Origin of the sequence: Mesorhizobium sp. M2E.F.Ca.ET.219.01.1.1 (genome assembly GCF_004016445.2) — a bacterium.
GTDB lineage: Bacteria > Pseudomonadota > Alphaproteobacteria > Rhizobiales > Rhizobiaceae > Mesorhizobium.
This window is the reverse complement of the sequence record NZ_SADT02000004.1, coordinates 542345-556763: the sequence shown is the minus strand read 5'-3', so window position 1 is coordinate 556763 and position 14419 is coordinate 542345. Positions and strand designations below refer to the sequence as shown.

The following is a 14419-nucleotide window of genomic DNA, read 5'->3' as shown; positions in this document are numbered from 1 at the left end:
ATCGTCAGAACGCGCAAGTGAGCAGAAGGTAGCGCCTGGCGCTCGACTAGCCACCGTTTAAGCACCAGCGTCGGCATGGGGACCGAAAACGCTGAGGTAGGGGACTGCCGTTCCCATAAGGAAACATCGTCATGGCTTCCCATGCCGTAAAATTGCGTCTGGCCCGCTCCGCGCTGCCCTGAACTATGCAGCCTTTCCCGCATAGATAGCGTGAAGCGTCTCCGGCTTCAGATGTGTGTAGCGACGAAGCATCTTCCAATCTTTGTGCCCAGTAACCAACGCCACCTGTTCAATTGTGAACCCAGCTTCGAACAGGCGGCTCGTTCCTTCGTGCCGCAAGTCGTGAAAATGAAGATCGTGGATGTCTAAGTCACCGCAACCTCGGCGGAAGGCGGTGCCGACCGACCTATGATTGAATGGGAAAATTCGATCATCGTCATTGCTGCGTTTTGCCCGCTGCTCTTCGACGATGGCCCACGCATCATATCCAGTGGCCGCAAACAGCGGTATGCGCTGATTGTTGCCGTTCTTGTTTCGAGGATCCTTCCTGTCGCGGATCAGGAGCATCCGCGTGCGAGGTTCCAAATCAGACCAATGCACCTTGCAGATCTCCTCCTGGCGCATGGCGGTTGCCACCGCGAAGCGAATGATCTGGCCAATCGGCGCAATTTGGCGATGGTTTGCGTCGAAATGACAAATAAGCTTGTCGAGCTCGTCCTGTGTCGGTCGTCTGTCGCGCTGCTGGCCTTTGCCAACCAGACCGAGCCTCTTCAGGGCAATACGCGCCAGATCAACCGGCTCGACCTTGACCGGTAGGCCGTGAACGGCTGCAGCATGAGACAGGATAAGCTTTATAAAGCCGATATCGATGCCGAGCGTCATCGGTCCAGCACCTTGGGCGGCTCGCTCGCGACCAAAAAGGATGAGCCGTTCGCGATCAAGAGCCGCGATGTTGCATTTGCCCAGGTGTCGTTTGAGCATATCGAGGGCGGCGGCCTTGGAGCGGCGAGGGGACTTGCCTACATCGCACATGTCGTCGATATGAAGGTCGATGAGTTCGCCGAAAGTTTTGAGGCGCGCTACACGGGACTTGGTCGGTGTCTCGCCGCGGTCGACTTGGCGTTCGGTTTCGGTCGCCCATCGCCGTGCGTCGTCTCGGCGCAAGAACGTCTCGCTTACGTAGCGGCCCTTGCGACGAACCTGCACGCGCCAAGAACCGGATGGTAGTTTTGTGTAGGTGGCCATTTCGTGTGCGCTCCGTGTGCACTGAGAGATCGAAACGTGGCGAAAAGGGTCGTATTTTGGCGTAAATTCGTGTGCACTCGGCAGGTTCTAAGAATTTGATGTTAAACGAAAAATGCTGAAAAATCAAGAGCATAGGGTGGCCATTGCGCCCATGATGGATTGGACGGACCGGCACTGCCGGTTCTTCCACCGCCAGTTGACGGACCGCGCGTTGCTCTACACCGAAATGGTTGTGGCGGACGCCGTCATCCACGGCGCGCGCGAACGGCTGCTCGGCTTCGACGATGTCGAGCATCCGGTGGCGTTGCAGCTTGGCGGATCGGATCCAGCAAAGCTCGCCGAGGCGGCGCGGATCGGCGAGGCCTTCGGCTATGACGAGATCAACCTCAATGTCGGCTGCCCGTCCGACCGCGTCCAGTCGGGGACGTTCGGCGCCTGCCTGATGAAGACGCCAGACCTGGTCGCCGAATGCGTCGCGGCCATGAAAACTTCGGTGAAAATCCCCGTCACGGTCAAATGCCGCATCGGCGTCGACGATCAGGACCCGCAACCTGCGCTCGATACGCTCGCCGACGGCGTGCTCGCGGCCGGCGCCGACGCGCTCTGGGTGCATGCCCGCAAGGCCTGGCTGGAGGGGCTAAGCCCCAAGGAGAACCGCGACATCCCGCCGCTCGACTATCCGCGCGTCTATCGGCTGAAGGCCAGAAAGCCGAACGAATTCATCGGCATCAACGGCGGCATTCAATCGCTTGCCGAGGCGTCGGCGCATCTCGGCCATGTCGACGGCGTAATGCTCGGCCGCGCCGCCTATCATACGCCCGGCATCCTGACCGGCGTCGATGCCGCGTTCTACGGCGAAGTGGCAGCCGCCTTCGACTACGCGGCGCTGATCGACGCCATGGCCGGCTACGCCGCGCGCCATATCGAGCGTGGCGGGCGGCTCGGGCACATCACCCGCCATATGGTGGGGCTGTTCCACGGCCTGCCCGGGGCGCGCCGCTTCCGGCAGATTCTTTCCACTGACGCAAACAAGCCCGGCGCCGGTCCGGAGGTGCTGAGGAGCGCGTTCGCAGCGATCGATTTCACGGCCGTGGAAGCCGACGCGGCCTGACTTTCGGTTAAGCGCGTTGCGCTTTAACCTTTTTTCTAATGCATGTCGTGGTCCCAGAGCCGCTATGCAGTTCCGGGCGACATTAGTCCCGCAGGATCATGCGGTCGCCGCGCACGTCGAAACCCGACAATGAGCCGATGAAGTTCATGCCGAGCAGGCTTTGCTCGAGCATGCCAGGCGCGGCGACCATCACCGACATGTCCTTGCGCACGATGCCGCCGATCGCCAATTCGTCGGTCCTGACCGTCGCGGCACGCGCCATGCCGTTGGCGGTGGAGACGTCGACGCTGTAGCTGAGCGCCGCCGGGTTGAAACCCGCGGCCTGAGCATCTTCCGAGGTCAGGACCGTGCTGGTCGCGCCGGTGTCTACGACGGCGCGCACCGGCGTGCCGTTGACCAGGATGCGGGCCTCGAAATGGCCATTGTCGGCCTTGTCGAGCGTGACGGTCGGGCGACCATTCTCCACGCCGAGCGCCAGCGGGCTGCCCGGCAACAGGCCGGCGGTCACGCGGCTCGCGACATCCTGCAGCTCGTAGCGGTACTGATAGCCGGCGATCAGCACGAGCACGAACGCGGCCCACACACCGATATTGCGTGCCATGTCGCCAAGCGGCCGGCCCGAGCGGAGCAGGCTCGCGCCGATCACCATGACCAGCACGCCGACCCAGATCAGCCGGCCGAAATCATTGTTGTTCATGCCGAAAGTGCGGCCGGCCGAATTGTTGAGCATCAAGAGCACCAGCCCGACGCCGATCACCACCATGACGATCCAGAACAGCCGGTTCATCGGTTTCTTCTCACAAAACGCCGCGTTCGCGTGCCATGCGGGCACGCCTTGTTTCGCGGCGCGGCCGGCGCTCGACCGTTTCGAGCCGGGCCGGCAGTTCCGACATCACCGCCCGGCGCGTTTCAGGGGTCATCGTGAGCCAGCCGGAAATCTCGTCGCGCGTGCGGCCGCAACCGAAGCAGAATCCGGTTTTCATATCGATCGAACAGACCAGGATGCAGGGGGATTCGATGGCGGTCATGCTGTTCTCTTGCGTTCATTCCACATGGTGCAACCGCCGGAGCAATGCAAGCCCTCCGCGATGCGTCGCAAGGCCACCTGTTCGCGGCATCGCCAGGCGGTTGTGCCGGCGGGAGAAGGCGGCTATGCCGCTTGCGATTTCCGCAACGAGCCGCGACCGACGCAAATGCCTGCTAAGCCTTTCGACGATTTCCGAAGCCTCCTGGCGGCGTTGCCGCCTGCCGATGACGCGGCGGGCGCGCGTGTCCGCGCGCTGTTTGCCAAAGCGGACAAGCCGAACGAATCGCTCGGGCGCGTCGAGGACATCGCGGCCTGGATTGCCGCCTGGAGCGGCCGCGCGCCGCCGGCGATCAACCGGCCGCTGGTGGCGATCTTCGCCGGCAATCACGGCGCGGTGCGGCACGGCATTTCGCCGCGGCGTGTGGCGGCGACCGCCAATGAAGTCGAGCTCTGCGCCGCCGGCGGGGCCGCGATCAACCAGGTCTGCATCGCCAACGATCTCGGCTTGAAAGTCTTCGACCTGGCATTGGATATCCCCACAGGCGACATCACGGAGGAGGCGGCGCTAGATGAGCGCGGCTGCGCCGCGACCATGGCCTTCGGCATGGAGGCGGTCGCAGGCGGCGCGGATCTGCTGTGCCTAGGTGATCTCGGGGTTGGCAATTCGACGATCGCCGCCGCGCTCTGCGCCGCGCTGTTCGGCGGCAAGGGGACGGATTGGGTTGGGCCGGGGTCTGGCGCCGATGCGGCGACGATGGCGCGAAAAGCCGAGGTTGTCGATCGGGCGCTGGCGTTTCATGGTTCCGGCCTCGGCGATCCGCTGGAGGCCCTGCGACGGGTTGGCGGACGCGAGTTCGCGGCGATCTGCGGCGCCATTCTTGCGGCTCGCATGGAGAAGATTCCCGTCCTGCTCGACGGATTCGTGGCGACTGCCGCGGCCGCTGTTCTGCATGCGGCCAGCCCCGGTACGCTCGACCATTGTCTGCTTGCCGGCCTGTCGCCCGAGCCTGGCCATGCCAAGGCTGCCGAAAGGCTCGGACTGCGGCCTCTGCTCGATTTCGGCATCAGCCATGGCGAAGGAGTTGGGGCCGCTCTCGCTGCCGGTATCGTCAAGGCCGCGGCGCTGACCAGCTCAGGCATGGCGATGGCTGTTCGGCTCTAGAGCCGCGGGGATCGCGTCAGCGGCGCCCGCGCGTGGCGACCGTCTTGGTCGGCAGGGCCGGCAGTTCTTCCATCACCCGGCTCAGCGGGAAGATGGCAATCGCCTCCGTGCCTTCGCGCAGCTTGGAATGAAGCTCGAACTCGCCGCCATGCATGGCAAGCAGGCCCTGCACGATCGGCAGGCCGAGGCCGGTTCCCTGTTCGGCGCTCTTGATGGCGATCGAGCCCTGGCCGAAAGCGGAAAGCACCACCGGGATTTCCTCATCCGGTATGCCCGGGCCGTTGTCCTTGACCGAAATGTACTGGCCGCCGCCGGCGGTCCAGCCGACGCGCACGCGCACTTCCCCGCCGGACGGCGTGAACTTGATCGAATTGGACAGGAGGTTGAGCGTGATCTGCCGCACCGCGCGCTCGTCGGCGAAGAGGCGCGGCAAGGTCTCCTCGAACTCCTGGATGATGCGGATATCCTTGTTGCGGGCGCGCAATTCCATCATGTGGCAGCAATCCTCGACGATGGTCACCAGCACGACCGGCTCCTCGTTGAGCTGGTAGCGGCCGGCCTCGATGCGCGACAGGTCGAGGATCTCGTTGATCAGGTCGAGCAAATGCTGGCCGGACTCGTGCACGTCATGGGCATAATCGCGATAGGTCGGATTGTTCATCGGACCCAGAACCTCATTGGCCATCACCTCGGAGAAGCCGAGGATGGCGTTGAGCGGCGTCCGGAGCTCGTGGCTCATCGAGGCGAGAAAGCGCGACTTCGCCAGATTGGCGTCCTCGGCGCGCCGCCTTGCCTCGTCCGACATCGATTTTGCCGTCTCGACCTCGGCGATCAGCGCGTCCTTTTCCGAACGGAAGGACAGCACCATCAACGAGGCCTGATTGAGATGTCGCGCGACGTAACCGAAGAAGGGGAGAGCCGCGATGAGGAGCGCCGCCATTGTGGCTTCGATCGGCGTCCACAGGCGGATGATGGTGTAGACATAGACGGCAACGGGGATGGCAAAGGTCGCCAACAGCGCACCGGCAAGCGAGGAGGCCATTACGGCGGTGGTCGCCATCGCGATCAGCAGCACCATGGCCTTGGCCACATGGAACTGGTCGATCTGGCAGGTGTCGCAGCCGATCCATGCGAACCATGCCCAGCCCAGGCCACACAGGAAATGGCCGATCAGGAAATCGCGGCGCGTCTGTGCCGGGTCGAGTTCGGTGGCCTCGGTTCGTTCGATGCGCCGCGACATGAAAGCGACGATCGCGTAGCAAAGCAGCATCGCCAGGGCCCAGATGGTGATCTGGTTGCCCAGGCCCGCCAGCCGGCCGAGAGCCGCCACCGCAAGCACCAGCAGCGGGATTGCGACCGCGCTGACCACCATGGCGCGCGCATGCAGTTTCAGGAGTTCGCGGTCGAAGTCGAGGCTGCCCGCCTGTTGCGAAAGGCGGTCGCGCGTCTTGCGCACCGCGCGCGCCACATCGCTGTTGCGGTGCGGTTTACGGCGGTCCACAATGAATTTATCCGCTGTGTTCGAGCGTAGCAAAGGCATACGGACTTCAATTTCTGCGCGCAGCGATTTTCAGTTCGTTAAGCTACGTTCGAATGATTAAGAGACTGTTTGCCATATGAGCCGCTTCGGGCCGCGAGGACCGCGCCGGCGCTACGCGGCAAGCCCGCCGCGCAGCCCCTGGCGCAAGCTGCTGGACTATGGGCTGGCCTTCCTCTTGCTCGGGTTGCTGATCCTGGTGGCGGCGCGGCTCGATCGCTTCGAGAGGCGTACGGAGCAGGGCACGGCGATCGTCAATGACGGGGATTCGATCACGCTCGGGGTCGAGCGCATCCGCATGCGCGGTATCGATGCGCCTGAATATCTGCAGACCTGCCGGCAGAACGGCGCCGACTATCCCTGCGGCAAGCTGGCGCGGCAGTCGCTGGTGCGGCTCATCGCCGGCAGGCCTGTTTCCTGCAGCGGCTGGCAGCGCGACCGCTACGGCCGGCTGCTCGGCGATTGCAGGGCAGGCGACACCGACCTGAACCAGGCCCAGGTGCAGGCCGGATGGGCGGTTGCCTTCGGCGGCTTCGAGACCGAGGAGGCGGTGGCGAGAGCGGCCAAGGTCGGCATCTGGGCAGGCAGCTTCGAGGCGCCACAGGATTGGCGCGACAGCCATCACAATGCGCCGGTCGAGCGAAAGCACGGCACGCTGGCTTCGTTCAGCGACGCGTTGCGCGAGTTCTTTCGCTTCTGGTGATGGGCGTATCTGGGCCCTATGATCCGGTGGAGGAGCTGGAGAATGGAATGAAGCTGTTCGATGGCGGCCGCGCGCCAAATCCCCGGCGTGTGCGTGTCTTCCTTGCCGAGAAGGGGCTGACGGTGCCGCTTGTGCCCATCGACATGGGCGCGCTGGAGCATCGCGGCGAGCAGGTCGCGCAGCGCAATCCGCTACGACGCCTGCCGGTGCTCGAGCTCGACGACGGTACCGTCATCACCGAATCGATCGCCATCTGCCGCTATTTCGAGGAGTTGCACCCCGAGCCGGCGCTGTTCGGCAAGGGCGCGCTCGGCAAGGCAAAAGTCGAGATGTGGCAAAGGCGCCTTGAACTGAACCTCATGGCCAGCGTCGCGGCCGCGTTCCGGCACATCCATCCGGCGATGAAGGAGTGGGAGGTGCCGCAGATCCCGGAATGGGGCGAGGCCAACAAACCGAAGGTGATCGAATTCCTGCGCCTCTTCGACAAGGAACTGGCGCAGCGCGAGTTCGCCGCCGGCGATGCCTATTCGGTTGCCGACATTACCGGAATGATCGCCATCGATTTCATGAAGCCGGCCCGCATCAAGGTGCCTGAGGAATGCACGAACGTGCTGCGCTGGTACGCGGCGCTGACGAGCCGGCCGAGCGCGACGGCCTGAGCGACGCTATTGGATAATCCGCCCGACATGAGCGAAGCGCTGGAGCGCCTTACCGCGAGGGTGCGGGCTTGCCGCATTTGCGCGGACCATCCGATTGGTCGGCCGTTGCCGCATGAGCCTCGACCGGTGCTGAGACCGTCTTCGCGCGCGCGCATCCTGCTCGCCAGCCAGGCTCCCGGCACCAAGGTGCATCTGTCGGGCATGCCGTTCACCGATGCCTCGGGAGATCGGCTTAGAAGTTGGCTCGGCGTCAGCAGCGAAGAGTTCTACGATACGGAAAAATTCGCTATCGTGCCGATGGGCTTCTGCTTTCCCGGCCAGGATGCAAAGGGTGGCGACCTGCCGCCGCGTCGCGAATGCGCGCCGGCCTGGCGCGCTCAGCTGATGGCGCTGATGCCGCAGATCGACCTGGTGCTGACCATCGGCGGCTACGCGCAGGCCTGGCATATGGGCACGACCCGCGCGGCGTCCTTGACGGATACTGTGAGGAATTGGCGCGCCATCTGGGATGCGCCGGCCAGTCCAAAAGTGTTGCCTTTGCCGCATCCGTCGTGGCGAAACACCGGCTGGCTGAAGAAGAATCCCTGGTTTGAAATGGATTTGCTGCCGTTCCTGAGGTCGGAAATCCGCTATCGCATCGGTTAGGCATTCCGCAAGATATCACTCGGTTTTGCCGCCTTTGGCAGAATTTCTTTCTTGTGAAAGGCTCCGATAAAAGGGATTATAGCCAAACTATTCCCCTGGAGCCTCCCTATGGATCGCCTCGACAGAAAAATTCTCCGCCTCCTGCAGGAGGACGCCACGCTTGCGGTGGCCGACGTCGCCAAGAAAGTCGGCTTGTCGACCACGCCGTGCTGGCGGCGCATCCAGAAGCTCGAGGAAGAGGGCGTCATCAAGCGGCGCGTCGCCATCCTCGACCATGAGAAGGTCAATGTGCGCGTCACCGTCTTCGTGTCGATCCGAACCAATTCGCACAGCCATGAATGGCTGCGGCGGTTCTCCGAGGTCATCCAGGAATTCCCCGAGGTGGTCGAGTTCTACCGCATGAGCGGCGACGTCGATTACCTGCTGCGCGTGGTGGTTCCCGACATCGCCGCCTACGACGCCTTCTACAAGCGGCTGATCGCCAAGATCGAGATTCGCGACGTCTCGTCGTCCTTCGCCATGGAGCAGATCAAATACACGACGGAGATTCCGCTCGACTACATGGTGCTGGATAAGGAGTCGGGCGCGAACGCGGCGTGACACGCTCGGGCCAGGCGGTATGGCGGCTGGCCTGATTCTCTACCGTTTCGCGGTCGACTGAACCTCACTGCTCGGGCCTTCGATACAATTCCAAGATTACAGCGGAGGCTATCGTCACCGTCAAGTCCGCTATCAGCGCGTATACAAGAAGCGCTCGATTATGTTCGGGGATAACAAAAGCAGCTATCAAAGATCCACTAAACAAACTTATGAGCCATAGAAGATGCTGGTTGGATATCGTTTTGATCTCTTTACCCAGGATCCTTGACACCAAAAAAAGATACCGTTCCTGCATCATCACAATACGTCCGAGGGATTTCATCCACGGCAAATGTACGCATCGCTCGCTGGATTGCAATCGGCTTGAGCCACTCGCCACTCAGGTGGATTGTTGAGCCTTAGTTCTTCTTTTTGTTGAGGAAACTCCACGGTGAGTTAACCGGCAGGGTGACGGTGTCCGGCACTGTGTCGACACTCACCACCTCGGCCTTGCGTACCGCATAGCCCGACTGGACGATCGACACGCCGTCGAGAATGAAGAGCTGGCTCTTCTCCATGCCGGGGTTCAGCACGCCGGTGACGGCGACCGGCTCGTAGGCCTCTTTCATCGTGTAAGGACGAGCCGGCGTCACCAGCACGATCTGGTTCGGCGGCGGCGTCGGCATGTGGCTGCAGGCGCCGGTCCACGGCACGAGCAGGAACTGATAAACGAGGTCGCCGTCGCGATCGACCGGCAATGCATAGCCGGCCAACTGTATCATCTTGTCCTGGAGATTGAGCGACAAGGTCTCACCGTGATCGGGCAGCTTTGCCGCAATCATCGGCAGGTTCGCGTCCTCGGCGATCGCCTGCGTTGCAGGGCGCAGATCCTTCCAGAAGATATGCGCGACCTCGGCCGCGGCATCGGCTCCAGTGGCCGCGAACAAGAGCGCTGTCGCCAACGCCGCGCATGATTTGAAACGCATGTTCATCATCGCTCCATCCTCCGCCAGCCGATTTGCGGAATCGAGTAAAAGCGTCGTGACCGATCCAGGCTCAACGGCCGAGCCGCATGACATGCCGGCGTGTACCGGCAGTGCCGATCTCGTGGAAGCCCCGCGCGACGAACATGTCGCGAAAGCCCATGAAGCGATAGCTGGGCGCGGCCTCGTCGACGGGATAGGCTTCGATCACACGCGCGCCTTTGCCGAAGGCGTGGTCGATCGCGGCGTCGAGCAGGGCGGAGGCCAGCCCGCCGCCGCGCAAAGCCTTCGGCACATAGAAGCAGACGATCGACCATATGCCGGTCTCGCTATCGTCCTGCTGTTTTGACAGTTTCCGGTAGGTCTCGCGCGGCGCGACCGAGCACCAGCCGACCGGCTTGCCGTCCAACTCGGCGACGATGCCCACGGGAGTGCCGGCATCGATCAGCGCCATCATCATGCGCTTCTTCTCGTCGTTCCCAATGTGCTCGCGGCTGGAATGGCGCCAGGCCATGCACCAGCAATATTTCGGCGCGCCCGGCTGCTCGAACAGGTCTTCGAAACGGTCCCGCGTTTCTTGCGTCACCTCGACAAAGCGGATGCCGGCAAGGTCAGGCTTTTGCGGCTGCGAGCCTTGCGAGCTGCTTGGCATCCGTCAGTTCCCTCACCGCATCCCTGCCGATCCAGCGCGCCGTCCTGTCCGACGATGCCGCCAGTCTTTCCGCCAGCGCAAGGGCAGGGGCGTGCAAGCTCATCGAGCGCTTGCCGACCTGCCGCAGCGCCCAATTGACCGCCTTGCGGACGAAATTGCGCGGATCACGGGCATGTTTCTCGATCAGCGGCAGATAGGCAAGGAAGGTCGCGTCCGGCTCTTTCTTCAAATGCACCGCGCTCCAGGCCAGCATGGCAAAGGCGGTGCGACGGACGAATTCGCGTTCGTCCTCGGCGAATTCGTCGATCAGGTCGCGCCAGAATGGCGTTTCGGCAAACAGGTCGGCGACAGTGTCGACGATCTCCCAGCTGTCGAAATCCGCGGCCCAGCGCCGGCATTGATCGATGTCGACCTTCTGCGGCTCGCCGGTGAAGGCCGCCATCAGCCGCGCCTCCCGAATGCCGCTGTCCCATAGCAGCAGCGACCGCTCGTGGTTCTTCTTGAGCTTGCGCGCCAGCGGCCGCAAGTCGGTATTGCCGATGCCAAGCGCGCTCGCCGTGTTGATGCCGAAGCGCGCCATGCCTGCCAAGTTCGTCTCCGTGCCGATCGCACGCAGGTGCGCGACGATGTCGTCGGCGCTCCAACTCGGATCGGGCAGGCCCATCGTCGCCTATTTTTCCAGGCGCGCAAGCAGCGAGGACGTGTCCCAGCGCCTGCCGCCCATGTCCTGCACATCCTTGTAGAACTGGTCGATAAGCGCCGTGACCGGCAGCTTGGCGCCGTTGCGGTTGGCCTCGGCCAGGCAGATGCCGAGATCCTTGCGCATCCAGTCGACGGCGAAGCCGAAATCATATTTGCCGGCATTCATCGTCTTGTGGCGGTTTTCCATCTGCCAGGAGCCGGCGGCGCCCTTCGAGATCACCTCGACCACCTTTTCGATGTCGAGGCCGGCCTTCTTGCCGAAATGGATGCCCTCGGCCAGCCCCTGGACGAGGCCGGCAATGGCGATCTGGTTGATCATTTTCGTCAGTTGGCCGGCACCGGCCGGGCCCATCAGCCCGACCATGCGGGCGTAGGCGTCGATGACGGGCCTCGCCTTGTCGAAGGCGGCCTCATCGCCGCCGACCATGACGGTCAGCACGCCGTTCTCGGCGCCAGCCTGGCCGCCGGATACGGGCGCGTCGAGGAAGGAGAAGCCGGCTTTGCGCGCGGCTTCGTCCAGTTCGCGCGCCACCTCGGCCGAAGCGGTGGTGTTGTCGATGAACACGGAACCCTTCTTCATCGCGGCGAAGGCGCCGTTCGCGCCGGTGGTGACCGAGCGCAGATCATCATCATTGCCGACGCAGGAGAAGACGAAGTCTTTGCCTTCGGCTGCTTCGGCCGGCGTCAGCGCCAGCTTGCCGCCATGCTGGGCTACCCACTGCTCGGCCTTCGCCTTGGTGCGGTTGTAGACGGTGACGTCATGGCCGCCCTTGTTCCTGAGGTGCCCGGCCATCGGATAGCCCATGACGCCAAGACCGAGAAATGCAACCGATGCCATAGACCTGCCTTCCAACAAAACAGAGATTTCAGTGCCGGAACGTCTAGGCCATGCAGCGAATTCGTCAAGGCGCGGCAAGCCGCATCGACTGGCACAGGCGATGCCGGGATGTCTCTTTGTTTAGCGCAATTCCGGACGGAAAACCGCTTCACACTTTTCCTGGAATTGCTTAGCGATGCAGGTGGACGGTGATGCGGCGCTCGATCCATTCGATGCCGTGGCGCAGGATCTCGACCATCACCAGATAGACGATCGCCACCCAGATATAGGCCTGGATGTCGAAGGATTTGGCGTAGGCGAGCTTGGCGTTACCCATCAGGTCGTACACGGTGATGATGGCGACGATCGCCGAGGCCTTGATCATCAGGATGAGCTCGTTGCCGTAGGGCCTGAGCGCGACGATGATCGCTTGCGGCAGGATGACCTTGCGCAGCGTCTGCAATTTGTGCAGGCCGAGCGAGGCAGCGCCCTCCCATTGGCCGCGCGGCACGCTTTCGATGGCGCCTCGCAGGATTTCGGCCTGATAGGCAGCGGTGTTGAGCGAGAAGGCAAAGACACCGCAATAGAAGGCTTCGCGGAAGAACCACCACAATCCGACCGTTTCCAGCTCCGGCCGGAAGGAACCGACGCCGTAATAGACGAGATAGGTTTGCACCAATAGCGGCGTGCCGCGGAAGAAATAGACATAGCAATAGGCAAGCCCGGACAGGATCCAGTTCTTCGACATGCGGCCATAGGCGACCGGCAGCGAGAAGATCGCTCCCAGCAACATCGAGATGGAAACCAGCGACAGGGTCGTTCCCAGGCCCTGCAGATAGGCCGGCGCGTAACGGGCGAAGAACTCTGGATTCCAGGCGTAGACGAGATAGGCGACGATGCCGAGACCGAAGAGGATCCATACGCCGACCAGTGCGTAGCCGACGATGCGGGCGCGCGGCCAGCCGCGGGCCAGAGGGGGCGGCTTGTCGACAACGATGGCCTGGCTGACGCTCATCGCACCGCCCTCCGCCCGAGATGACGCAGAATATGGCCGGTGGCGATCGACGACAGGATGGCGAGAGCCAGGAAGATCAGCGCCGCGACGCTGTAGAACAGGAAGGCATGCTTGGTGACGCGCGCCGCGACCCCGGACTGGCGCAAGGTCTCGGCGAGATTGACCACCGAGACCAGCGAGGTGTCCTTCAGCAGGCTCAGCCAGCAATTCTCGAGGCCGGGGAAGGCGATGCGTATCAGCTGCGGCAGGATGATCAGCCGCATCGTCTGCCATTTCGACAGGCCGATGGCGTAGCCGCCCTCATACTGGCCTTTCGGAATGGCGCGGAACGCGGAAAGGAAGACCTCGCTGGCATAGGAGGAGAAGATCAGCGACAGCACGATCATGCCGGCGATGAAGCTGTTGACGTCGATTGTCGCGGCCGGGTTGAACAGCCGCACCAAGTATTGCAGCAGAAGCGGCATGCCGAAGAAGAACAGGAAGAGCGTGACCAGCTCCGGCAGGCCACGGAAAACCGTGGTGTAGATGTTGGCGGCGAGCCGCAGCGAGGGCTCTTCATGCTGCTTGGCGAAGGCGACGAAAAATCCGATCGTCAGGCCGATCGGCAGTGTGGCGAGCGCCAGCACGATGGTGACCAGAACGCCAGACGCAATGTCGTCACTCCAGCCATCCGGTCCCCAGCTGAGAAGTGTCCAAATGCTTTGGGCCGGCATTGACGGGTCGTGTCTCCGTGGCGATCCCGGGAGAAGAGAAGGGCGGCGAGGGGTGCCTCACCGCCCCTGGGCGTAACGATCAGGATTCGGCGCCGTAGACGTCGAACTTGAAGTACTTGTCGTTGATTTCCTTGTACTTTCCGTTCTTGCGGATGGTGTCGATCGCTTCGTTCAGCTTGTTGACCAGATCGGTCTCGCCCTTGCGCACGGCGATGCCCGCACCCGGTCCGAAGATCTCGACCGGCTGCGGCGAGGGTTGGCCGAGGATCTTGCAGCAGGCGCCGTCCGGCGTATCCAGCCATTGCTGCAACACGACGATGTCGTCCTCGATCGCGTCGAGACGGCCATTGGCCAGATCAGCCTGCTCCTCAGGGCTGCTCGGATAGCCCTTGATGGTGCTGTCGGTGTAGGTCTTGGAAGCGTAGTTGTAATGCGTGGTCGTGGTGGCGACCCCGATGCTCTTGCCGGCGAGATCTTCCTTGGTCACGCCCTTGAGCGGCGAATCCTTTGGCACGGCTATGGCCGAGGGGGTGTTGTAGTATTTGTGGGTGAAGTCGACCTTTTCCTGGCGCTCGGGCGTGATCGACATCGAGGCGACGATAGCGTCGAACTTGCCGGCTTGGAGCGCCGGGATGATGCCGTCCCAATCCTGCGCGACGAAGGTGCATTTCACCTTCATCTCGTCGCAAAGCGCCTTGGCGATATCGATGTCGAAGCCGACCAGCTGGCCGTCCGAAGTCAGGTTGTTGAAGGGCGGGTACGCGCCTTCGGTGCCGATCCTCAGGGTCTTTTCCTGAGCCTGGGCGACGCCAAGTGTCAGCAGCGCGGCCGAAGCGGCAAGCGCGATACGCAGTGCAATACGCATGATA

General features: G+C 62.8%; 17 protein-coding genes. 6 read left to right on the top strand and 11 right to left on the bottom strand.

The features are described from left to right. Positions 1-183: 183 nt before the first annotated feature. Positions 184-1245, bottom strand: a complete 1062-nt coding sequence (locus EN862_RS22840) for a site-specific integrase (RefSeq protein ID WP_127868100.1) — start codon at positions 1243-1245, stop codon at positions 184-186. Positions 1246-1357: 112 nt separating this feature from the next. Between EN862_RS22840 and dusA the strand changes: the two genes are divergently transcribed. Next, positions 1358-2356 (top strand): tRNA dihydrouridine(20/20a) synthase DusA, encoded by a 999-nt coding sequence (gene dusA / locus EN862_RS22835; RefSeq protein ID WP_127868099.1) that lies wholly within the window; start codon positions 1358-1360, stop codon positions 2354-2356. An 82-nt stretch (positions 2357-2438) separates the two neighbouring features. On the opposite strand, the gene EN862_RS22830 is transcribed toward dusA, so the two are convergent. After that, on the bottom strand, positions 2439-3143 hold the full coding sequence (locus tag EN862_RS22830; RefSeq protein WP_127868098.1) for a TIGR02281 family clan AA aspartic protease: 705 nt from the start codon (positions 3141-3143) through the stop codon (positions 2439-2441). Between the two features lie 10 nt (positions 3144-3153). Continuing rightward, positions 3154-3384, bottom strand: a complete 231-nt coding sequence (locus EN862_RS22825; protein WP_112129265.1) for a DUF1289 domain-containing protein — start codon at positions 3382-3384, stop codon at positions 3154-3156. Between the two features lie 165 nt (positions 3385-3549). Between EN862_RS22825 and EN862_RS22820 the strand changes: the two genes are divergently transcribed. Beyond that, positions 3550-4545: a nicotinate-nucleotide--dimethylbenzimidazole phosphoribosyltransferase gene (locus tag EN862_RS22820; protein ID WP_127868097.1), complete on the top strand. Its 996-nt coding sequence runs from the start codon at positions 3550-3552 to the stop codon at positions 4543-4545. Positions 4546-4561: 16 nt separating this feature from the next. Here EN862_RS22820 and EN862_RS22815 read toward each other — a convergent pair whose 3' ends face one another. Further along, entirely contained in the window at positions 4562-6085 is a 1524-nt protein-coding gene (locus tag EN862_RS22815) for a HAMP domain-containing sensor histidine kinase (RefSeq protein WP_127868096.1), read from the bottom strand. 76 nt (positions 6086-6161) lie between these two features. Here EN862_RS22815 and EN862_RS22810 point away from each other — a divergent pair, with 76 nt between their 5' ends. The 4 genes from EN862_RS22810 to EN862_RS22795 all read left to right on the top strand — a co-directional run bounded on the left by EN862_RS22810 (position 6162) and on the right by EN862_RS22795 (position 8689). Further along, positions 6162-6785 (top strand): thermonuclease family protein, encoded by a 624-nt coding sequence (locus EN862_RS22810; RefSeq protein ID WP_127868095.1) that lies wholly within the window; start codon positions 6162-6164, stop codon positions 6783-6785. A 47-nt stretch (positions 6786-6832) separates the two neighbouring features. After that, positions 6833-7444, top strand: a complete 612-nt coding sequence (locus EN862_RS22805; RefSeq protein WP_127868094.1) for a glutathione S-transferase — start codon at positions 6833-6835, stop codon at positions 7442-7444. Between the two features lie 27 nt (positions 7445-7471). Further along, positions 7472-8089, top strand: a complete 618-nt coding sequence (locus EN862_RS22800; RefSeq protein WP_127868093.1) for a uracil-DNA glycosylase family protein — start codon at positions 7472-7474, stop codon at positions 8087-8089. Positions 8090-8197: 108 nt separating this feature from the next. Then, a complete protein-coding gene (locus tag EN862_RS22795; RefSeq protein WP_006205209.1) occupies positions 8198-8689 on the top strand; it encodes an Lrp/AsnC family transcriptional regulator in 492 nt (163 codons plus the stop codon). Positions 8690-9087: 398 nt separating this feature from the next. On the opposite strand, the gene EN862_RS22790 is transcribed toward EN862_RS22795, so the two are convergent. The 7 genes from EN862_RS22790 to EN862_RS22760 form a co-directional block, all read right to left on the bottom strand. Then, the gene (locus EN862_RS22790) at positions 9088-9660 is read right to left on the bottom strand and encodes a DUF3299 domain-containing protein (RefSeq protein WP_127868125.1); all 573 of its coding nucleotides are present in this window, start codon (positions 9658-9660) and stop codon (positions 9088-9090) included. A 64-nt stretch (positions 9661-9724) separates the two neighbouring features. Then, positions 9725-10303 (bottom strand): GNAT family N-acetyltransferase, encoded by a 579-nt coding sequence (locus tag EN862_RS22785; protein WP_127868092.1) that lies wholly within the window; start codon positions 10301-10303, stop codon positions 9725-9727. Then, entirely contained in the window at positions 10263-10967 is a 705-nt protein-coding gene (locus tag EN862_RS22780) for a DNA alkylation repair protein (protein WP_127868091.1), read from the bottom strand. Before EN862_RS22780 ends, EN862_RS22785 begins: the two co-directional genes overlap by 41 nt. 6 nt (positions 10968-10973) lie before the next feature. Then, positions 10974-11843: an NAD(P)-dependent oxidoreductase gene (locus tag EN862_RS22775; RefSeq protein ID WP_127868090.1), complete on the bottom strand. Its 870-nt coding sequence runs from the start codon at positions 11841-11843 to the stop codon at positions 10974-10976. A gap of 169 nt (positions 11844-12012) precedes the next feature. Beyond that, entirely contained in the window at positions 12013-12837 is an 825-nt protein-coding gene (locus tag EN862_RS22770) for an ABC transporter permease (RefSeq protein ID WP_127868089.1), read from the bottom strand. After that, positions 12834-13550, bottom strand: coding sequence for an ABC transporter permease (locus EN862_RS22765; RefSeq protein WP_127868088.1), 717 nt, complete (start codon positions 13548-13550; stop codon positions 12834-12836). The genes EN862_RS22770 and EN862_RS22765 overlap by 4 nt, the downstream gene beginning before the upstream one ends. Before the next feature lie 79 nt (positions 13551-13629). After that, complete coding sequence (locus EN862_RS22760) at positions 13630-14415, bottom strand: ABC transporter substrate-binding protein (RefSeq protein WP_042642409.1); 786 nt, start codon at positions 14413-14415, stop codon at positions 13630-13632. Positions 14416-14419 lie beyond the last annotated feature (4 nt).